Here is a 21,092-nt window from a genome sequence, read left to right on the forward strand (position 1 = left end):
ATGGTTGAAGCCTATCGTCCTTTTATTATGAGGATAAAATTCGTCCTGTTTTTGGGACGCCAAACTCCTTGCTATTCAGCAATGTCTCATCCTGCATCGAAACTTCGGTGGCTCTATGATTGAGAAACGATGAGGAACGTAGGCGCGGGTAGCTACGTCCGGTTGAACCGATAGATCCTCTAGCTCTTTATTCAGATCAAGTTTTTGGAGCATACAGTGGCAGCAACTACAAAGAAACCAGCCTTAAATCCCACCGAAGCTAAGGAAAGAATTGATTCCTATCTGAAAGGAGTTCAAGACTGGCGGAGCGAAGTACTAGCTCAGGTACGTAGCTGGATCAACGAAGCCGATCCGCAGGTGATTGAACAGTGGAAATGGATGGGCAGCCCGGTGTGGGAAAACAATGGTAACTACATCGTTGGAAATATGCACAAGGATAAAGTGAAGCTCACTTTTTCCCACGGCGCTCACCTTCACGACCCTAATCAGGTATTTAACAATGGACTTGACGGAAAAGAATGGCGCGCGATTGATATTCGCGAGGGAATGAGCCTTAATTCCGCGGGTCGGAGGTTGGGCGAAGACGAATTTAAAGAGCTCATCCGAGCCGCCGTCGAATACAACCGTGTTGCGGTTGAGCAACGCAAGAAAAAGCGTTCATCAACCGCAACACGAGTCAGTGATTCTTAAAGCTTCTTGCTTTCAATCCACTCTTTGGCTATGAGTTTGGCAGATTTCTGATTTTTGGTCGAAGCAATATTCATCGCAACCAAATCTTGCGGAGCAAGCTTTTGTGAAACCGAATTAAGCACCTCGGCAGCTTCGACGGTTAACGAACCAGCAACAACTGGAATAACCTGCGAACTTAGGAACATCGCCTGTGGATCTTTCAGCACAACAAGATCGGGGTTTGCAAGCACGGGATCCGAGGAATAGATATTGGCAACTTGTATTTGGCCGTCCTGAAGAGCCTTAAGCGTAAGCGAACCACCCGAATCTTCCACCGGCGTGAACTTTACATCTACTCCATAGATATCTTTCAAACCACGTGGACCATACGGCCGAGTTTCCAATTCCGCGTTACCTCCAAGCACCAGTCCTTTAACTTTCGCTAAATCACCAATGGTCTCAAGACCGTACTTTTCAGCTAGCTCTCGCGTAACCACATAAGAATCTTGATCGGTGGCAGGAGCCGGATCTAGTGCGTAGAGACCCTTGGGAAGCTTGCGCTTAAGCTCCTTAACAACGTCGGCCGCCATCGTCGTCTTTGATTGCGGGTCTAAGTACTGCAAGAAGTTACCTGTGTATTCAGGGAAAACCGTGATGCGTCCAGATTTAATGTCAGGCATATAGACTTCGCGTTGCCCAATTCGTAGATCGCGCTCAACGTCAAAACCATGCTTTTCGAGTACCTGGGCATAGACTTCAGCGATAATTTCGTTGGAGTAATAGTCCTGAGAGCCGACGACGATCGTGCTATTTCCCTTCGCTTCCTTACTTTCTGTACCCAACGGATCACTGCTTCCGCAGGCCGACAAGCCCACCGCCACCATGCCAAGGAGAGCAACTATTGATTTCTTCATACTTTTCCCTTCGGTTGAGTGGCTTTCTTATTTTTCATGTGAGGGTCTAGACAGGCGTTGCACGAACGCAAGCGTCATTTCCAAAATGATTGCAAGTACAATCACCAAGACTGCCGCACCTAACATCTGCGGGTAATCCCTCGTTTTCAATCCAAGGAAAAGGAAGCGACCAAGCCCCAAATCCGAGGTGTAAGCCGCAAAGGTAGCAGTGGAAACAACTTGTAAGGTGGCAATGCGGATTCCACCCACCAAAACTGGCATACTGAGAGGAAGTTCCACATTTTTGATCACTTCCCAACCATTCATTCCGATGGCTTGAGCCGCATCGACAGTTAATTGGTTGACTGATTGAATTCCGGAATATGAAGCTGCGAGCAGTGACGGAATCGCCAGAACTACCAGCGCAGCCAGTGGTGGAACCACTCCAATCCCTAAAAACAAACCAAATACTGTGATGATTCCCAGGGTTGGGATTGCGCGCGTTGCACCTGTGAATGCACCCATAACTTCGGTACCTTTTCGAGTGTGTCCGATCAACACACCGAGCGGAATCGCGATGAGCATCGAGATGATGACCGCTGCCAATGAGATCGCCAAGTGCTCACCGAGGCGAGAAAAAATTCCATTCTCGCCCAGCCAGTGTTCCCACGTGAATAACCATCCAAGCGTCATAGTACTTTCCTCCAAGGTGTGAGTACTCGTGCCAAGAACAGCAGTAATACATCAATGAATAACGCGAGCAACATAACGGAGAAAATACCTGCTAGAACCTCTCCCGTAATTCCACGCTGAAAACCGTCGGTTAACAAACTTCCCAGACTCGGAATACCAACCAGAGCACCGATAGTTGCCATTGCGATCGTCGAAACAGAAACTACCCGGATACCGGCGATGAGCACGGGAATTGCAAGCGGAAGATCAACTTTCCAAAGCATACTGCGGCGTGAATACCCCACCGCCGTCGCCGCCTGACGAACCTGTTCATCCACAGAAACAAAAGCGTCTCGGACGCTACGCACCATCAATGCGACTCCGTATACGGTGAGCGCAATGTACATCGTGAGGAATGAGCGGAGTTGAACCGGTACCAGAGCTGGAATAATAACCAAGAGAGGAAGAGCAGGAATCGCATAGAGCAGAGTCGATGCCGTCAGCAACATTCCTCCGATTTTCGGACGATTAAAGGCGAATCTTCCGATCGGAAATGCAATAATAACGCTCGCCACAATGGTGGGAATTACGAGTTGGAGATGAATCCACGCCAAATTGACGATCTCCATCCAATTTGCCATGACCCAAGTCATGAGCACCCCTCCGAAACTTGCACCGTTTCTGCTGACGACGCCAGAGCAGGAGTTACGCTTTCACTTTTGGATTCATTGCATGGTTCGTATCGACGCGCCCGGATAAACTTCTCAACAAATTCGCTACCAGGATTTTTAAGGATTTCCTCCGGGGCACCTTCCCTTTCGATTCGCGCACCTTCGCGAAGTATCACGACTCGATTACCTAGCAGGAATGCCTCATCGATATCGTGCGTTACGAAAATCATCGTCTTGCCTAGCTCGGCGTGTAGCCTCAGTACCTCTTCTTGTAGTTCGCGACGCACGATAGGGTCAAGCGCTCCGAAAGGTTCGTCCATGAGGAGCACACCAGGTTCGGCAGCCAAGGCGCGAGCGACGCCTACACGCTGTTGTTGTCCGCCAGAAAGCTCTGCGGGGAAACGTTTAGCAAGATCCGCGTCGAGTCCTACACGTTCAAGAAGTTCGTAAATTTTATCTTGGAAGTTTTTGAGCTTTACACCTTCGAGAAGAGGTACAGTAGCAATATTTTCTGCAACCGTTCGATGGGGAAGCAATCCTCCATTTTGAAGCACATATCCAATTGAGCGACGCAACTTCACAGGGTCTTCGTCGGCAACATCTTGTCCATTGAGGAGAACTCTTCCGGAGGTTGGCTCAACCATTCGGTTAACCATCCGGAGCAGGGTTGTTTTGCCACAACCTGATGATCCAACCATCGCTACCGAGGTTCCATGTGGAACAGTTAAAGAAAAGTCCTCAACCGCCACATGTTCAACCCCCTGTTTGGAACTCGTGAATACTTTACGAACGTTTTCAAATTGGATCATGGAGTCAAGCCTATATCTAGGTACCTGCCAAAATTGGAAACTTCGTTGGCATTACGCTGTTGGCTGGTTTTACTAAAAAAGTTACCCAAGTACCGATATGTTGAGCCTTCAAACCACGGCTTTAGCAAATATTATTCTGCATGCCAGATTTAACGAGATGCAGGGTAGATCACGAAAATCTACCACCTGTTGATTTTTAATTGAAAACTTGCTTACTCTTTTTGGGTCGGCATAAAGCCAATTAACTTAGGAGACTCCATGCGAGGCATTATCGCTCAGAACGCACTTTCAAACCGCAGCGTTCGCGGTTTGTGTTGCGTTGATTTGAGCCGTGCCTGCTGTTGTTGTTGCTGATTTAAGCTTGCGCGTTCGCAAGCACGCACACATCTAAAAGCCATATGAGTCGGTTTTCAACGTCTAAAATCTTGTAAACCCAAGCTAAAACTTTGGCTATTACCTTAGATGGAAACCAAAGATCAATCCTTTAAGCTCTCACCGTTTATTTTACGGTCTCATCACTACACTTCTCATTGAATATTTAATTTTATTTTTATGATCCCCTTATTCCTACACCGCATAAAACCCGAAAGGACCACCAACGTGCCAAGCACAGATAATTCCAAAAAACCACGAAAGATACTCCCATCGTTCGGAGTTCAGATCCTGCTCGGTCTCATTATTGGCGGAGTACTGGGATGGATTGCTCTTCGAATGGGTAATCCTTCTCCTGACACCCCAAACTGGCTCACTTTCACGTTGAGCACCATTGGATCCTCGTTTGTTACGCTCCTTAAAGCAGTTGTACCGGTACTAGTCTTCACCGCGATTGTCGCTTCAATTGCAAACCTCCGTGGCGTTGCCAATGGAGCACGGCTTGCAATAAAAACTCTCATTTGGTTCGCCATCACAGCTTTCATTGCCGTATCGATCGGAATCGCGATAGGACTAATCACTAATCCCGGAAGAAATACCTCAATTTCTTCGCAAGCAGTTTCAAAGCCCTCCCACACCGGCGGTTGGCTCGATTTCCTCCTTGGAATCATTCCATCAAACTTCTTGGGAATAAAGGGAGCCAGCTCAGTTGATACAAGCACCCAGGCGATCACAACCACAATCGACTTCAATATTCTTCAAATCATCGTTATTGCACTAGTGGTCGGAGCCGCAGCGCTTCGCCAAGGTAAGAAAGCCGAGCAGTTCCTTAGTTTCAACGCCTCACTCCTATCGGTCGTTCAGCGAATCCTATGGTGGATTATTTTGCTCGCTCCAATCGGAACAATCGGTTTGGTTGGCCGCGCCGTTGCTACCTACGGCTGGAGCTCAATTGCACAGCTCGGCGTCTTCGCTCTCTCGATCTATCTAGGCTTGGCGATCGTGCTCTTCATCGTGTACCCGATCATTTTGCGCACTAACGGTCTTGGAATCGGTCACTACTTCCGCGGTGCGTGGCCAGCGATTCAATTAGCATTCGTCTCTCGCTCATCAATCGGCACTTTGCCCGTCACCCAAGCAGTCACTGTAAAGAATCTCGGTGTTCCACAGAGCTACGCATCCTTCGCAGTCCCACTGGCCTCCACCACGAAAATGGATGGTTGTGCATCAATCTATCCAGCCATTTCCGCAATCTTTGTTGCACAGTTCTTCCACGTCACCCTGAACCCAGTGGACTACGTCCTGATCGCGTTCGTCTCCGTTGTCGGTTCTGCTGCCACCGCGGGTCTCACCGGCGCAACTGTGATGCTCACACTCACCCTCTCCACTCTCGGACTTCCACTCGAAGGCGTCGGTCTCCTACTGGCGATCGATCCGATCCTCGACATGGGACGTACCGCGGTTAACGTAGCAGGTCAGGTAGTAGTCACAGCCGTCGTCGCCAAGCGTGAAGGCATCATCGATCTTGAGAAGTACAACTCGGCTAACGCGGATGATCTTTTCGAAGATGATGAAGACGACGTTTCACCGGTCGCTTCGGAAGCAACCATTGCAGCGGAACTTGGATCCGAGCGCAAGACTGAAGCTGAGATTCGACCTTCTCAACCGATGAACAATTAATGCCTAGATCGTAGCAACAATTCAATTCGGTGGCTGGGCGGATCTATCCTCGGATCTTCACTTTTAACGAAGTCCAACAGCCCTCGCTGCAACGCTAGGCCGAGTTTACGAACTCCCCAACATCAGTGAAAATCCGCTCAGCCTCCGGCAACATTCGCACATATTGTAAGAAGGTATGGATCACACCCGGCACTTCAACATATTTCGATGCTGATTCCGCACCGCCCATAGCGTGATAGAGAGCTCGGGAGTCATCGCGTAATGGATCAAATTCAGTAGCCAAAATATATGATTTTGGCAAACCGCTCAGATCATTTTCAAGCAAATAATGGTAAGGAGCTACTTGACCTTCCATCAGGTATGCACCTTCATAACTGGCCGAATCTTCGTCATCCATCCCATCCCAATAGCCACCTAATGTGGCTCGAGACTGGGAATCCTTCAAACCGTATCCGCCATAAAAGAGAAGCAGACCTTCCACTTGCCCAAGGGCTAGGTCAGTTATTTTCCCCTGCGAATCACGAATCCAAGCACTTGCCCCCAAACTCAATGTAGCTCCCGCAGAATCCCCTCCAAGCCAGACTTCTTTAAATCGCTCTTGGGCCCACGCAATTGCAGCGATAAATTCTTCAAGAGCTTGAGGATACTTTGCTTCGGGTGAGAGCGTGTAGTCAATCGCCAAAACTGCACAGGAACAGCTTTCAGCCAGCTCTCGGCATAGACGATCGTGCGTGTCAAGATCACCAACAATCCATCCCCCACCGTGGGCATAAACAATGACTTTCTCCTGGTCACGGTTGGAATAACTGGTGGGTGATGCATAGAGCCGAGCAGGGATTTCACCGTATTTTGTGGAAAAGCTGAAGTTTTTCGTGGCCATGAGTGGACCGCCCGCGTTCCAATACTCTCGTTTCTTGCGGTATCCATATCGAACTTCGGCAAGAGTCTCACGAGGCAGGTTTAGTTGCTTTCGAATCTCTTCTTGCTTGAGCCACACCTGGTTTTGGTTCTCGCTCCAAAAATCCGGAACATGGATTTTGCTCATTGCTACTACCTGTTAGGACGCTGTCAAAGGATCGGCAACTATTACCGTGGAACGCGAGAGAATCTTAGTAGCGAGAATACCAACCACAGTTTGTGCCAGCATGATTCCCACCAAGACTACCACCTGGAAACGTGCCGCTTCAGCTGGCGAAGCACCACCCATCAATGCACCGACGAAGGCTCCCGGCAACGTCACCAGACCGGTGTTCTTGGTTTGGTCCAGATTCGGAATTAGCATTTCTTGGATAGAGGTACGAGCAACATCTGCAAAAGCTTGTTTTGGAGGAGCTCCTAGCGCAAACCAGCCTTCAATTTCGCCCCTCTTTGCCCTGGAAGCACGCATAAAGTTTCTTCCCGCCAAAGTGGCTGCGCTCATTGAGTTTCCGGTGATAATGCCACCGACGGCGATTAAATTAGCGACGGTTGGCGTCATCATGCGAAAAGCAAAAATAAGACCGATACAAGCAGTTGCCGTCACACTAACAGCAACACATGCCGCTTGAGTTCCGTGCGGTAACTCGCTCAAACGTTTTGAAGCCGTGTAACTCGCAATAACGATCATTGCGGTAACGAAGATGAACGCAGTCAGAGGCTTTTGAAAAACTCCATGAAGGATAAGGGCAATTGCAGCCAGTTGAACAATTGCACGAATTGCGGCGATCGCCGGTTTAAATCCAGAACGAACACCTACGTATGATTGCAACCCCATAATGAGGGCAATCATGACTGTTAAACCAATTCCAGTGGAAACGAAAATATTCACGTCTAACTGACGATCCTTCAATATAAAATTAATGTTGCTCCCACTGATTCTAGTTGATTTAGCACCAACCACAGTCATTCTTGCTGAGTGATAAAACGAGGTGCTCAATACACCTAGATATCTAGGATATTAAGCACCTTGTTCAGCAGTATCTACGAGCCACTACATCTTCCTAACTGCATAGATGTATGCTACAGCTCCCACCAGAGCTAGGATTCCTCCTGCCAACACCAGCCACTGCCACAATGGAGTTCCATTTTCACTTTCGAGTGCTTGTGATCCATGCGCTGGATTCATCAACGATGAAACGTGTTCGTCGCCCGCCTCAAGGGACTTAACCGGATTCTCAGTAGCAGAAATCGCCTGAGCAGCATTAGGATCACCTGATTGCGTTCCTCCAGGAGTAGGTGGTGCCATCAAACCATTCGCGATTTGGTTTCCAGCCACAGGTTCTGTCACATCTGGGGTCGAACCCGACGTCGCAGAGCCACCTAATCCAGCAGCTCCTGTATCTGCTTTGGGTGATGCAGATACGTTCTGCGTGGAAGTTGCTGGAGCACCAGAATTCGTAGGTGCCTTAGTATTCGACGAACTAGTTGATCCAGGCACAACAGGTCCAGTAGATCCTGTATCGCTTGGGGAAGTCGTTCCAGTTGAACTATTTCCGTTTGAAGTTTCACGCCAAACCGGAATCTTCTCACCTTTGTTAAGTCGAGCAACAAGCTCATCGATCGAAAGTGGTTTGCGAGTACCCTCGCCCGGCTGGGAACCTGGAGCTGTTCCTTCATTTGAGCTCGTACCGGAAACTTTTTCCTTACCGGCAGTAATCGAGGTATCACCCACTAAGAAACGAGCTTGAAGTACCTTTTCAACCTTGGTTCCATCGATCCGTTGCAAAGTATAAACGAAGTCCATGGTGTAGGTTCCCGGTGCTGTAAAGTAAAAGCTCTGGTGGTCATGTGAGCGGTATCCATAACGAATAACCTTGCTTGCATCTCCAGTATCTAATTTCTTAGTAAAACCATCAATTAAGGAATACTGACCCGTAATCATTCTTCCTGGTCCAGAAATGTTACGCAATGAAACTTCGATGCCTTCTTTACCTAGAAGGTCATACTTTACACGTTCGGTTGAAAAGCCTACCCATGGAATACCATCTAGTGGCGATTCCGGTAACGTCCACACGCCCTTAGGTGCAGCTGCTTTTAACTCAGCAAATTCAGGTTTGTCAGACACCTTAGACCATGCTGAATCTGGAACCGCATAGGCAAAGGTTCCCGATTCGTGAATCAACGGCGCAGCTGGGTTTGCGGTATCATGCACGAATACACGAGGCTCACCACCTGAATATTCCATCGCCTGATCCATATGCCCATGGGTAATAACTGCGCCAAGCGCTCCTTTAAGTGATCCCTCAAGCTGCTGGCGAGCTTCCTCCAGCGTTAATTTTTGAGGCTCAGTTACTGAAGGAGCTGACGTATCAGGTTGATCCGAACCTGGGGTTGGATTCGCCGGTGCCGGAGCAGCAGAATCGCCCGCCGTCGGGAGCAAAGTAGGAGTTGGTACTGATTTAGGATCTTTTCCTGCTTCCTGAGCTGCCGCTACTTCATTTTCGTACTTCATCTTGCGCAAGACATTGATGGTCTCATTCCCTACCGCAAAATAAACCGACTTCGAGCTATAGGAGAACTTCCCTGTGGCGTCCTTCGTCTCGACGTTAAAGTCAACCATATAGAACCCAGGGCGAGTAAACATATGAGCTGAATCAAAAGCTTTACCTTCAGTCAACACATCTCTTGCTGGATCGTTGTGAGTGTCAAGTTTAATCTTGAATACGCCGTCAACGCTGTCACCACTTAAGTAGCGGTAGCCTTCAGGTCCTGAACGGTATTCAGCATCATATACAACAGGAGCTGAGATTTTGTCCTTTGTAAAGGCACTGAAATTAAAGCCTAGAGCCCCTGCCTTTGCTGATGGCTGGGCAGGGAGCACCCAAACCTTACCGTTTTTGGTTGATTCATATAGATCGGCAGCATCAGGTTTAACTGACTGCGTAAGGTCATCCGAAACTTCAAAACCGAGACGTGCTCCTCCGTTGGCAAGGGTAGGGTTCTTCGGATCTGTCACATCCATAATTGCCGAGGATACCAGTGAAACTCCCGGATTTTCAGAGTCAGCCACAAACGATCCAGTGAACACTAATTTTGTTGCGCTTGAGATCATTAGGCTCGGCATGAACTTCTGGTTTCGAATCTCCGCCAAGATCTGTTTTCTGATTTCAGCTTCAGAGAGAGCTGGCGTTGTAGGAGAGGGCTGAGTTGGAGTCGTTTCTCCCGGCTGACCCGAATTACTTCCATCTCCGGTTCCGGGGTTCAAAGTATCCGGAGCAGGCACCGACTGGTCCTTATCCACAAGAATCTTAATCGGTTGTAAATGGGTGGTTGTTCCCGCTGGAAGCTGGACTTCGTCGTCGCTTCCCACCAGCCATGTAATATCCGTTTGTGGTGATGTTACATTGATTCCCGAATTAGATTTGTAGTTTGCTTGGAAACCTAAGTGGTACACACCAGCTTTAGAAAAAGTCCAGTTCCAGTGTCCGTGACTTCCAACCTCGAGTCGAAGTGGTTTCATGCTCGGATCCGATGAAAGGCCACGGCTTGGTGAACCATTTCCAACCGTGCGCCAGACCTCAACGTTACCTGGCCCAACTTTCTCAACCATCTTTAAATAGACTTCATTCAAGAAAATATCTGTTGGAACCTGAACTTCATGGTGGGTATCAAAAGCGCCTACACCTGCCCACACCGGACGCCAACCGTCAATATCTTCCTGCGGAGCCCGCCACACAACAGATTTAGGTGCGCCTAGAAATCCGTACTCTGGATCGTTGGGAACAAGCATACGCGAAACTTCGAGTCCATCGTTGCTACGTGCATCTGGAGCTAAACGTACACAGATCTTCGAAGGATCTTTGACGACAGACTGACCGTCTACAACCGTCGTCGTAAATTGTTCGTCTACACGCGTCACGTATGCGGCATCAACGTGTGCGTGATGAAGGAGTTTACGCCCAGCACACACGTGCGGGACTTGATTTTGTGCATCTGGTTTCGCTCCAGGAAGAGCCGCAGGTGAACCAAATGGCACCTTGAGGTCTGCTGGTACGACATCACCATATCCAGGGTTCCCTGGAATATGTTCTGAATCTGTTGCCTCACTTGCCGTATCGCTAGCTGCAAGGGCAACCGAACTGCTCGTTGCGGGGAGTGTGCAGAGCATGACTCCTGCCGCAAGAAGCGGCGTAAGGATCATTTTTCTAATCTTCATTTGACGACCTTCCTAGGACGAACCACTCGCGAAAGAACTCCTGTTGCAATACCTCGACGCGGAGCAAAAATCCATACGAGAACAAAAATAATTGACGAGCAAAGAACAATTGCAGCACCGGTTGGAAGGTTCCACTCCCACGATGCCCATACACCAAGAAATGCCGCGATTGATCCAAGAATCGGACCAATAATCATCATGCTCACAACGCGATCAGTGAGCATACGCGCACTTGCCGCAGGCGCAATAAGTAACGCCAAAATCAAGATGTTTCCAATTGACTGCACTGAAATAACCACGGTAGCGGCGATTGCTAAGTAGAGGACTAGGTCTATAAGAGCAGACTTAATTCCGAGTGCACGAGCGTGGTCACGATCAATGCTAACAAGCACAATGTAGGGGTGCAGTAATGCCAAGAGCGCCAAAATGAAGAAACCTGAAGCCGCAACAACAATGATGTCTGTGTTTGTAACGCCAGAGAGCGAACCGAACAAGAAAGATTCGAGCGATCCCGTATATCCCGGAATCCTTGACATGATAACTAAACCTAGGGCAAATGCAGCTGCGAAGAAAATACCAATGATTGAGTCCTCACGGAGCCGCCGATTCTGAGAGAATGCTGCGATAAGAAGAGCAACAACGACGCCCGCAACTGCGCCACCCAACAAAATCGAGCCTTGGAGTGCGAATGCGATGGCGACGCCGGGGAACACCGCATGCGAGAGCGCGTCACCTACGAAAGATAAGCCTCGAAGTACTACGTGAACACCCACCACGCCACAAACAACCGAACTCATTATTGCTATGAGTAGCGCACGCGGTAAAAATGCCAGTACAGGATTACTCAAATCGTTAAGGAAATCTACGAAGCTCATCGAACCCCCATTCCGAGTGAACGTAACAGTGCCGAATCAGCACGGACCTGATATGTTTCCATCCAAAGGTCCGGGATAAGAAGATCCTTAGGTTCGCCGATCGCACGCAGCGTCCCATTTATCATGGCTAAGCGATCCGAGATATCGACTGCCTGGCTTAAATCATGAGTGGACATCATAATTGCCACTCCGCTCCCTGCCAGCTCAACGAACAGATCCGAGAGTGCATCCTGATTGGGATGATCCAATCCCGTAAAAGGTTCGTCAAGGAGGAGCATTACTGGATTGGTTGCAAGAGCCCGTGCTATAAGCACACGCTGTTTTTGCCCACCGGATAGTTCCCCGATTGTTCGCGAACGCAAATCATAAAGCCCAACCTTTTTGAGCGCAGTATATACCCCCGCCCAATGTTCTTCTTTCGGCCGCCGAAATACCCCTAATTCCCTCAGAAAAGAGGTCATGACCATCGATTCGATTGAGATTGGATAGGTCCAATCGATGTCCTGACGCTGTGGTACATACCCAATTGAGCGAGCGGATCCTTCGCACGTTATCTCGCCTGAGTCAACAGGGATTAACCCCATAATTGAACGCATGAGAGTGGTTTTACCTGCTCCATTTGGACCAATAAGCCCAAGGAGTTCCCCCGGAAAGATATCAAGGCTGACGTCACTCAGAACTTTCCGTCCGCCCAAACTCACGCAGAGTTGATCAATATGAACAACCGGATTCACTTACTACCACCGTTTGTTTCTTTGCCTTCGACGCCGAACGGTTCCGAATGTTTTTCTGGTTCAGATTGCTGTGAAGCCGATCGATCATCCGATTGCGATAGAGAATCAGCTGCAGCCTTCTGACGCTTCGACGTTGCCTTACGTCCAAGTACAATGCCCACTACGACCACAAGTGCCACCGCAAGAATCGCCAGACCAATGATCAATGGAAGCGACGTTGATTTATCAACAGCGCTTGGCTCGTTGACTTTTGCTGGTGCTTCAGGGGCGGTTTCTTTGCTCCACTTTGCCGTTAATGCCTTTTGTGCATCGGTAGCATTCCCTACTGCAAAACGTAAAATTTGCGAATTTTCGACCGTTGTCCCATCTTTTAGCTGTGCTTGGGCGGTAATTCGTACCAGATGAATTCCTGGCTCAGTAAAAACCCAGTTTGCATGGGTATGAGTGTTGAGGTCAACATGGATTGGCTGAGCTTTATCAGAATCGCTCTTCCATAGCAGTTGGGGTCCAGCGAAATTCCCTGCCTGCACAAATACATTAAAGTTTCCTGGACCTTCATGACCCGAATAAATTAAAGACACACCGCCGTTAACTTTTGAAACAACGTTTGGATCTTGGGTGTTCCATCCAAGCCAAACAACATTAGCGATTTCCTGCTGTGGGACAACCCAAACTTCTTTATCAGCCTTAATAAAGGAATATTCTTTGCCTTGTGGAACAGCGATCTTTCCTTTATCACTCACGCGAAATACTACATCTTCAAGGTGACGCCATGTAGGAGTTTGCGAAGCATCGTCGCGTGCCATCAGAGTCCATGTTCCATCAATAAATTTTGGTCCCATATCCACATGACCCGCGGAAATTTCAACAGGTGTTCCCCGAGACGCAATTGCCTCATTCGCGTCCACAACCTGGGTAAGTGCCGGATCAGCAGGTGCAGGCTTCGGTGTATCTTCTGCCCAGGCAGTTGCAGGGAGTGCGCACAGCGAAAGGAATGCTACTACACATTGCATAAATGCCTTCGATAACTTCATTTCTGTTCAACTTTCTTTGAATGCCAAGTGCGATCCCACGCGGGAAGCGAATCTGGATCAAGGCATGACTTCAAGGATTTGGTATTAAATTCCATAAGTTCCACGTAAGAGTTAACCCCCTCAGCGAAGGTATCGGACTGGACTTCACACAGCCTGACCTGAGCTGAATGGGCAAGATTTATCAGTTCCGCAGCATGAGTACGATTTGTTGGCTCGATGAAGACGGCGCGTGCTTGGGTGTCGCGTAAAGTACGAGTGAGGTTAGCCAGTGTCTGCACCGAGGGCTCTAGACTCGGATTAGGAGCGATAAAACCTGCAATATCAAATCCGTATGCCTTTGCTAAATAGCCAAAGCTATCATGTGCAGTTACCAGTTTCCGCTGGCTGGCAGGAATGGACCCCAACACGCTTCGCATCCAGTCATCAAGATTTCGTAACTCCTCGAGATACGATGTGGCAGAATCACGATAGTTAGTTGCGTGCTCCGGATCCAATGCGCTGAGCCTGTCCCGAATTACTTCCACGTAAGCGATTGCATTTTTGACGTCATGCCACAGATGCGGATCAATCTCACCGTGGACGTGTTTTCCCAGAACTGCCTGGGCTAGTACCCAAGAATCACTGCCGGGAGCTCCTAGGAATTTCCACTCATTTGAGGGGACGGTAGTGGCTACAGAATGAGGAACAGAAATTACTACTGAACGAGGATCATAGGAAGCCGCAGATCCGGTTTCACCTGTACCTTCAAGAGTAATTTCTCCCTTGAGGTGGGCAGTAATATCAACGTGCCCGGAATCCAGCACTTTTGGGGCAACTCCCTGGGGATCTTTTCCAACCATGAAGGTAAGTGCCGTCGTCCCCAGAAGTTTTGGAACGCCGTCGTGAATTAATTCCGCTTTGAGATTGAGATCGTATTTTCCTGGCTTAGAAAATCCCCACGACATATGGGTATGTGCGTTCGTGGGTAGCGAGACTACATCATCGCCATCGATACCATCATAGGAGGCAATCCACGGTGTTGGATTACCAAAAGTTCCCGTGGTGAAGGCGGATAAGTGACCCGGACCGTTAACTGAGGTTGCGCTGATTCGTACTTGGTCCGTGCTACTACCCTGACCGTCTACTCGGAAACCCAACCAAATTGTTGAGAGGGATGCATCTTCCACCAACCGAATATGACGTGCTCCATACGGAACAGCTTCCTGTCCGAGAGCAACGTGGGAGGTTCCGTCAGGAAGATTCGCGTCAATCGTCTCTATCAGCGAGGACTCTTCAAGCAATAATTGATTCGAAAATGCAATTTTTGCATGGGAGACGTCTCTCAACGTTGCTAAAGAAGGCTCATAGGTATGAGGGTCGGCTCCCACCGGAACTAGGCTGACCACCTTCGCTTCTGGCGCAACGTGCCGTACTAGATCAGCAATAATCGGAGTACTTGCAACGATCGTCATGCGTTCGTGATCGGCAACGTTTGGTGAGACAGTAGCCGCTGAACATGCACTAGCCGCTGCCACCATCCCAAAACTAGCCAACCACGAAAAATACTTCTTGAAGGTCACTTCGTACTCACTCGTGCCGACGTATCTGAACGGCGACGCCTATACAAGACGAACACTACCCCGGAAAAAATTACTACTACAGCCGCTATAATCGCAGGAACAAGGGACGACCCAGTGGTCGAGAGATTTCCAGGAAGAGCGGAAGCAGCAATATTCTTCCCCTGTGCGCGCAAAGCGGCAATTTGCTCAGCAGATAGCTGACAGTCGGCTCCACTAGCAGTCTTACCAACGTATTCAATTCGATAGTATTGTCCGTTTTCTTTAACAACACCGCTTGGCATTTGAGAAGACGACGACGATCCACCAAACCAGTATCGTCCTACAATCTTTCCAAAGTTTCCTGATTCAAAGACAGCCAGAGATCCTGGACCGGAAACGGAGTTCAAGGTCCAGGTAACGTTTCCGGAGGTGTTTTGAAGGAGCGATGGGTGCATAGTATTTGCACCCACCCACGGAACACCAGGAACCTGGGTAGAAGAAATTAGCCAAATTGGGCTTCCCGCAGGAGCTACAAACTCAATACCTGCTGGAGCGGTAGTCTTTGCCGAATTCGCAACACCAAACACTAAGGAACTAGGAGATACCCAATTAGCTGGTTGAGAACGGTCGTCCTTGATACTCATCGTAATTCCACCGCCGTTAGAAACGGTTCCTACATCAAAATGTCCAGAATTTGCGTTACCGGTTCCACCAACGTTGAAGGTCAATACTCCTGAAGTTGTTAGAGCTTGCCCGGATTTGGAAGTGGTTGATTGAGTAATGGATACTCTATACGTTCCAGGAGCGCTAAAAACCCAGTTTGGGTGAACATGAGTGTTAGCGGGAATCGTATAGCTTCCACCTGTCCGCGTTGCGCCTGCGGATGGTGCAGCGATCGGTGTCTTCACTTCAGTTGGAATACACTGCTCAGCCTGTGGCTGTGAATTCTGCGTAGCAGATTGAGGCGTAGGCGATGCTGAAGGCGCTGGCTGAGTTACTTCGCTTGGTGTTGTATTTGATCCTGGGGAAGGAAGTGAAGGATTTCCAGGATTGACTACCGTGGTAGAAGGAGTGTAATTTCCGGCTTTAGCCTGTGCGATTAGGTCATCCCCAACTACCCAATGATAAACAGCTGGTTCAGAGACTATTTCTGCACCATCTTTGTAAGTAACATGTGCTCGAACAGTGAAGTCATATCCACCACGAGCGCTAAATAACCAATTAACGTGTTGATGCGTTGGGTTTTGGTGAGTTAGACGCAATCCATCACGCAGGTCGAACGCACCGCCAGACAGCACCGATTCGGCTCCACCAAATACTCCCTGTTGCCACATGAATACTTTTCCTGGACCTTTAACAGAGATGAATTCAAATTCGATTTTTGCTGGATCAATTTCACCAACTTTTAGACTGTCAAATCCTGGCCAGAGAAGCCGTTGGTCTTGCACCTGCGGCAGAGCATATCCTGCAATTCCGATTTCTGGAAGCTGTTTAGTCTGCTCGTTGTAGGATGCATCCGCAACACCAAAAATTACTTCATTTGGATTGTGATAGGTGGATTTCCCTGGTGTGGTAATGTCTTCCTTCGTCACTAGAGACACGGTACCCCCGTTTGGAACAACGGTAATTGCATCCGTATGACCGGTAGTGAGCACTGTGTACGATGACGCCGCTTGGGCGGGCAACGCAACCAAGGTAGCAAAGATCAAAGATAACGCAACGAAAAAAATACCAGTTACTAAACTGCTTTGTGAGCTTAAAGCAGCATTTCGGCTCTGATTGTTCAGTGCAGCTACATTTCTTTTCCACCCAAAAGAACCAAATTTATGCATGAGTCGACCTATTCTAACTGAGATTCATTCTTATATTAGGTAATTCCAACTTGAAAGTGAACCTAATAATCAATATAGAGGTACAACCCACACACCATTTCAGCGATTTTAAGCCTTGCACTATAGATATTTCTAGAGACACAATTGTGGGGTAGTTCAGAAAAATTCTGAACTACCCCACCCTAAGTTGACGCTCTCCTCCCAGCACTTATTGCCAAGGTCAAGCCACACTTCCGACCAAGCCAGAAGCACCCAACTACTGAGCTAATTATCTAACTACAAAGTGCGTCTAGCTTCATCACACGCGAGCTTTGCTTCTAACTCGGCTTTAGATTCCGAATCAACCTCCGCAGACCCATCTGCAGTAACAGCCAAGATATCGTGCTCTCCGCCGTCTTCAAGCATCCCCTTGCTCTCAAGACGCTTGTTAATAAGCGCGAGTACAATCGCACAGGCAGCACCCACAGCAGCAACCGTGACGGTAATCAGCAAAACCTTCTGATATCCATCGTATGGATTAGCCTTGTGACTTTCGACAATTCCTGCCGTCATCGGGTGCGCCCAGAAAACGGATGCGTAAGCAAGGAAAGAACCAACAGACATCGCCGAACCAGAGATATGTTCAGGAAGATGAAGTTCTGCAATCGGAGCAAGGATAACAGCCTTACCCATAAAGACTCCAAGTGCCATAACCATCAACAGAACCATAGCGAGCCACATTAGGTCCGAGCCGGAAGGGAGAAGGTAGACGCAGAACGCACCCGCCGTCGTGATCGAAAGCGCGACGCCAAGCATCACGGTAGAGGATTTGAACACATAGTCTGCAACGATTCCTGAAACCAAGCCAGCAAATACGCCAACCAAACCGGTGTTGAAGATACCAAAGATACCAGCCACAGAGTCAGATGCGTGGAAAACCAGCTTAATGTAAGGAGCTGACAGGTAAATAAGGTTGACGTAAGTCCAGTAGATACACATTGCTGCGAGTCCAGCAAGCCAAACACGTGGCTTTAGGAGGACGTTTACCAATCCAGCCAAAGCAGCTAGGTTCTTTCCGGCCTTCTTTTCACCGATCTGAACAGATTCGGCAACTGCGTTCTTCGGAACGAAACGAAGAAGTGAAATAACGATCGGCACTAGGAGAAGCGCATACCCAACGCCGAAGGCCTTGAGGACGCCGGCTGCATGGTCTGGGAAAAGTCCGATTGCGCCGATCACGATGAGGTTCATGATCACTTCGACGCCACGACGAATAGTTTCGAGTAATCCCATGGCAAGACCGCGCCCCTTGGTATCTTCATCTTTTGCCACAAAGACGACGCCATTAACGACGGCCGGCCAGCCAATTGCATCCCAGATACCCCAGCTAGCTGCAATAACAACCATAACACTGAAGGAAAGGTTAGGAACAAGGAAGAGGATCAGGAAGGTTACTAGACGCCAACTTGCGAAGGCAATCAGAATGGAACGGATGGTGAAGCGATTGTTTACCCAGCCCGCAGGGACGTAGAAGAACATCGCAATACCAATCCAGCCCATAAGGATACCAAATTGGTCCATGCCAATTCCCAGGGATTGCGTCAGTGGCAACATTAGGGCACCCTTGAACGCTTCGAAAGAAACGTAGACAAGCTGGCCCGTGAGAACCACTGTAAGGAAAGCTCCGATCTTACCACGCTTCAAGAAATGAGGAATGCGTGAAGACGAAGCAGTACTTGTTTCATTCATTATTGCAGTACTTTCAGTATGTTGAACGTGCGATGTGGCACAGCGCCACATCGAGAAAGAGATCCTACGTGGGCAGGCAATCAGATCCCACGCAGGACCGCTTTAATTCGGCGCACTAAGGCACGCCGAAGCCCACCGACCACATCGCCGGTGAATCTTAAAGTGGCAGGATAGGGTTATGCCATAAATTCGTGGGCAGCATCCGTAAATACGCCCGTAACTCCCCAGTTAAAAAGCTCGTTTGCACGGGCTTTACTGTTAACTGTCCACACGTTCACACCGTAGCCGGCGTCTCGGAAAGCGGTAACCATTTCTGGGGTTAGCGTTGCATCTTCAGGGTGGATGTAGCTAGCGCCCACCAGCTCAAGGATGGAGCGCCAGTCTGGCCACAAGTTTTCCTTCACAAACAATGCACCGAGGGGGAGTTCGGGGCGTGCTTCGTGAACATGATGGAGAAGTAGGTGGTTGAAGCTCGAAACGATAACTTCACGCTCTGGGTCAAGACGATCGAGTTCAGCTAGGGTATTTTCAATCAATTTGAGAGATGCTTCCTTGCCACGCTCATTAGACTTAAGCTCAATGTTGGCATTCAGACCGGTCTCATTCATAAGGTCAACAAGTTGACGCAAGGTGGGCATCGGCTCGCCTGCGTATTCTTTCGAAAACCAGGAACCGGCATCGATCTTTGGAAGATCATCTTCGGTTAAATCATAGAAGTATCCGGAGCGATTTGTGGTGCGGTCTAGCAAGGTGTCATGGATGACGACGGGCGTACCATCACCGAGGATATCAACGTCCGTTTCGAGCCATTTGATGCCGTGCTCTGCAACGAGTTTGAATGCGGAAAGTGTATTTTCTGGAGCGAGTGCATTAAGACCACGATGTGCAATTACTTCACGTTCCAACATTACATGTGTCATAGTTCCTACTATCGTCATTGACCAGCTAGTTAATACAGAGAAAAAGACACACCACGAATATCTATTTACTTAACAAAATTGCTACAATGGGAAACTTTCCATCATAACATTTAAAAAATGAAACATTTTGCAATCGGTTGTATAAAATATGCCGCGGTCACTGGCTAATAGCCCAGACCTCGGCATCTGACGATATCTAGCATACTTCTTATCGGAGCTAATTTCTCGGTAAACATAGTAAATTGATCGAATTACCAGAGCCGAATGAACGCATCGTGCGCCACCTCCGGTCTTTTCTTCACCCGTGACCAGTAGATATCCAAACACTTCCACAAAAGGTTAGATCATCAAGACATAACGTTTAATTTCGCAGCATACGTCTTACTCTAAAGGTCTACTCTAAAGTCAGTTTTAGAGTAGACCTTTAGAGTAAGAATGATTGCGGGCACGAAAAGAGCCCCCTGTCGGACTCGAACCGACGACATCCGCTTTACAAGAGCGGTGCTCTACCAACTGAGCTAAGGAGGCTTTGCTTCAGATTTGGCAAAGGCTATCTACCAAAAACTTCAGCGTCTTAATATTGCCAGAAAGTGGGGCGGGATGCCAATTGGATTGGCATCCCGCCCCACTTTGAGTCCCATTAGTTAGGTCACTTATTTATTTAGCTGGCTTTGCGACCGACCCAAGAAATGCTTCCATTCCACCCTGTGCCCACTGCTGAGTTTCTTTGCCATCAAGTGTGACGGTCGGCGTTCCTTTGAATCCCTTTTCACGGAACTTATCAGTCGCTTTCTTCACCACTCCTTGCCATGCATCAGATTCGATCGAAGCAGGCATATCAGCGAGCACTTTATCGGGAACGCCAGCGGCTTTAGCAATGTCAGTGATCTCCGCTGCCGATGGCTGACCTTTGGTTCGCTTAACCAAGATTTCATTCGTCCGGTCAAACATCTTCTCCTGGAAAGTCACGTACTGCTCGGGCGCATAGGTTGCAACGTAGAAAGCCGCTGCTGCACCAAGTTCGGACATTGTGCCACCTAAGATCGATACTGGATAGTACTGAATCTGGACATCCCCTGCCTTGGAATGCTTGGCGTACGCATCCTTTGACTGATGGTCAAGTTCGTTACAATGGATGCAGATAAAGTCAGAGTAAACTCCTAAAATCGGCGCACCGTTTGGCTTATCGATCGCCTGACCGTCTGCACCTACATAAATTCCGTAGTCTTCAGAAACATTTGCAAGCTTTGCTTCACGTGAGCTGCCATTGTAATTCCCCGAATCGGATCCACCATTACTAACGATCTTCCACACCGCAAATACAACCATGAGAATCGCTGCAGCAACACCAAGAATAACTAAAATCCGATTACGCTTAGCTCGTTTTTCTTCCTGCTCACGAAGCAATCGCGCTTTTTCGCGAGCTTCGCTACGCCGTTGCTCTTTGGTCTTCTTCTCAACCGTCATTCCCGGAGTTTGCTTGGGAGTCATTAACTATTCCTTCAACGCTGATGTAAAACTTAAATATCTT

General features: G+C 48.6%; 17 protein-coding genes and 1 tRNA gene. 2 read left to right on the plus strand and 16 right to left on the minus strand.

Annotated features, from left to right (window positions below):
• Positions 1 to 216: 216 nt before the first annotated feature.
• The gene (locus EIH22_RS03170; protein WP_124054349.1) at positions 217 to 690 is read left to right on the plus strand and encodes a DUF1801 domain-containing protein; all 474 of its coding nucleotides are present in this window, start codon (positions 217 to 219) and stop codon (positions 688 to 690) included.
• Here the strand turns inward: EIH22_RS03170 and EIH22_RS03175 are convergent.
• From EIH22_RS03175 to EIH22_RS03190, 4 genes are read right to left on the minus strand one after another with little or no spacing between them, the layout of a single operon-like run.
• Positions 687 to 1,583 carry an ABC transporter substrate-binding protein gene (locus EIH22_RS03175; protein ID WP_124054350.1) on the minus strand — a complete coding sequence of 299 codons (897 nt, stop codon included), beginning with the start codon at positions 1,581 to 1,583 and terminating at the stop codon, positions 687 to 689. The two genes, EIH22_RS03170 and EIH22_RS03175, sit on opposite strands and share 4 nt — an antisense overlap.
• A gap of 27 nt (positions 1,584 to 1,610) precedes the next feature.
• Positions 1,611 to 2,255 carry an ABC transporter permease gene (locus tag EIH22_RS03180; RefSeq protein WP_124054351.1) on the minus strand — a complete coding sequence of 215 codons (645 nt, stop codon included), beginning with the start codon at positions 2,253 to 2,255 and terminating at the stop codon, positions 1,611 to 1,613.
• A complete protein-coding gene (locus EIH22_RS03185) occupies positions 2,252 to 2,887 on the minus strand; it encodes an ABC transporter permease (protein ID WP_124054352.1) in 636 nt (211 codons plus the stop codon). Before EIH22_RS03185 ends, EIH22_RS03180 begins: the two co-directional genes overlap by 4 nt.
• Positions 2,884 to 3,714 (minus strand): ABC transporter ATP-binding protein, encoded by an 831-nt coding sequence (locus tag EIH22_RS03190; RefSeq protein WP_124054353.1) that lies wholly within the window; start codon positions 3,712 to 3,714, stop codon positions 2,884 to 2,886. Before EIH22_RS03190 ends, EIH22_RS03185 begins: the two co-directional genes overlap by 4 nt.
• Positions 3,715 to 4,314: 600 nt before the next feature.
• On the opposite strand from EIH22_RS03190, the gene EIH22_RS03195 reads away from it, so the two are divergent.
• Positions 4,315 to 5,766, plus strand: coding sequence for a dicarboxylate/amino acid:cation symporter (locus EIH22_RS03195; RefSeq protein WP_235001749.1), 1,452 nt, complete (start codon positions 4,315 to 4,317; stop codon positions 5,764 to 5,766).
• A gap of 94 nt (positions 5,767 to 5,860) precedes the next feature.
• Here the strand turns inward: EIH22_RS03195 and EIH22_RS03200 are convergent, their stop codons facing one another.
• The 12 genes from EIH22_RS03200 to EIH22_RS03255 all read right to left on the minus strand — a co-directional run bounded on the left by EIH22_RS03200 (position 5,861) and on the right by EIH22_RS03255 (position 21,052).
• Positions 5,861 to 6,811 carry an alpha/beta hydrolase fold domain-containing protein gene (locus EIH22_RS03200; RefSeq protein ID WP_124054355.1) on the minus strand — a complete coding sequence of 317 codons (951 nt, stop codon included), beginning with the start codon at positions 6,809 to 6,811 and terminating at the stop codon, positions 5,861 to 5,863.
• Positions 6,812 to 6,823: 12 nt separating this feature from the next.
• Positions 6,824 to 7,573: an ABC transporter permease gene (locus EIH22_RS03205; RefSeq protein WP_160149011.1), complete on the minus strand. Its 750-nt coding sequence runs from the start codon at positions 7,571 to 7,573 to the stop codon at positions 6,824 to 6,826.
• A 162-nt stretch (positions 7,574 to 7,735) separates the two neighbouring features.
• Complete coding sequence (locus EIH22_RS03210; protein ID WP_124054357.1) at positions 7,736 to 10,900, minus strand: choice-of-anchor M domain-containing protein; 3,165 nt, start codon at positions 10,898 to 10,900, stop codon at positions 7,736 to 7,738.
• Positions 10,897 to 11,775 carry an anchored repeat-type ABC transporter permease subunit gene (locus EIH22_RS03215; RefSeq protein ID WP_124054358.1) on the minus strand — a complete coding sequence of 293 codons (879 nt, stop codon included), beginning with the start codon at positions 11,773 to 11,775 and terminating at the stop codon, positions 10,897 to 10,899. The genes EIH22_RS03210 and EIH22_RS03215 overlap by 4 nt, the downstream gene beginning before the upstream one ends.
• Positions 11,772 to 12,509: an anchored repeat-type ABC transporter ATP-binding subunit gene (locus EIH22_RS03220; protein ID WP_124054359.1), complete on the minus strand. Its 738-nt coding sequence runs from the start codon at positions 12,507 to 12,509 to the stop codon at positions 11,772 to 11,774. Before EIH22_RS03220 ends, EIH22_RS03215 begins: the two co-directional genes overlap by 4 nt.
• Entirely contained in the window at positions 12,506 to 13,543 is a 1,038-nt protein-coding gene (locus EIH22_RS03225) for a choice-of-anchor M domain-containing protein (protein ID WP_200829154.1), read from the minus strand. Before EIH22_RS03225 ends, EIH22_RS03220 begins: the two co-directional genes overlap by 4 nt.
• Positions 13,540 to 15,102, minus strand: a complete 1,563-nt coding sequence (locus EIH22_RS03230; RefSeq protein ID WP_235001750.1) for an anchored repeat ABC transporter, substrate-binding protein — start codon at positions 15,100 to 15,102, stop codon at positions 13,540 to 13,542. Before EIH22_RS03230 ends, EIH22_RS03225 begins: the two co-directional genes overlap by 4 nt.
• Entirely contained in the window at positions 15,099 to 16,913 is a 1,815-nt protein-coding gene (locus EIH22_RS03235) for a choice-of-anchor M domain-containing protein (RefSeq protein ID WP_124054360.1), read from the minus strand. Before EIH22_RS03235 ends, EIH22_RS03230 begins: the two co-directional genes overlap by 4 nt.
• A 276-nt stretch (positions 16,914 to 17,189) precedes the next feature.
• Positions 17,190 to 18,641, minus strand: coding sequence for an MFS transporter (locus EIH22_RS03240; RefSeq protein WP_124054361.1), 1,452 nt, complete (start codon positions 18,639 to 18,641; stop codon positions 17,190 to 17,192).
• Between the two features lie 176 nt (positions 18,642 to 18,817).
• The gene (locus EIH22_RS03245; protein ID WP_235001751.1) at positions 18,818 to 19,561 is read right to left on the minus strand and encodes a glycerophosphoryl diester phosphodiesterase; all 744 of its coding nucleotides are present in this window, start codon (positions 19,559 to 19,561) and stop codon (positions 18,818 to 18,820) included.
• Positions 19,562 to 20,016: 455 nt separating this feature from the next.
• Positions 20,017 to 20,089: transfer RNA gene (locus EIH22_RS03250), tRNA-Thr, on the minus strand.
• A 129-nt stretch (positions 20,090 to 20,218) separates the two neighbouring features.
• Positions 20,219 to 21,052, minus strand: a complete 834-nt coding sequence (locus EIH22_RS03255; RefSeq protein WP_124054362.1) for a DsbA family protein — start codon at positions 21,050 to 21,052, stop codon at positions 20,219 to 20,221.
• Positions 21,053 to 21,092 lie beyond the last annotated feature (40 nt).

The organism is Arcanobacterium ihumii (assembly GCF_900604515.1).
GTDB lineage: Bacteria > Actinomycetota > Actinomycetes > Actinomycetales > Actinomycetaceae > Arcanobacterium_A > Arcanobacterium_A ihumii.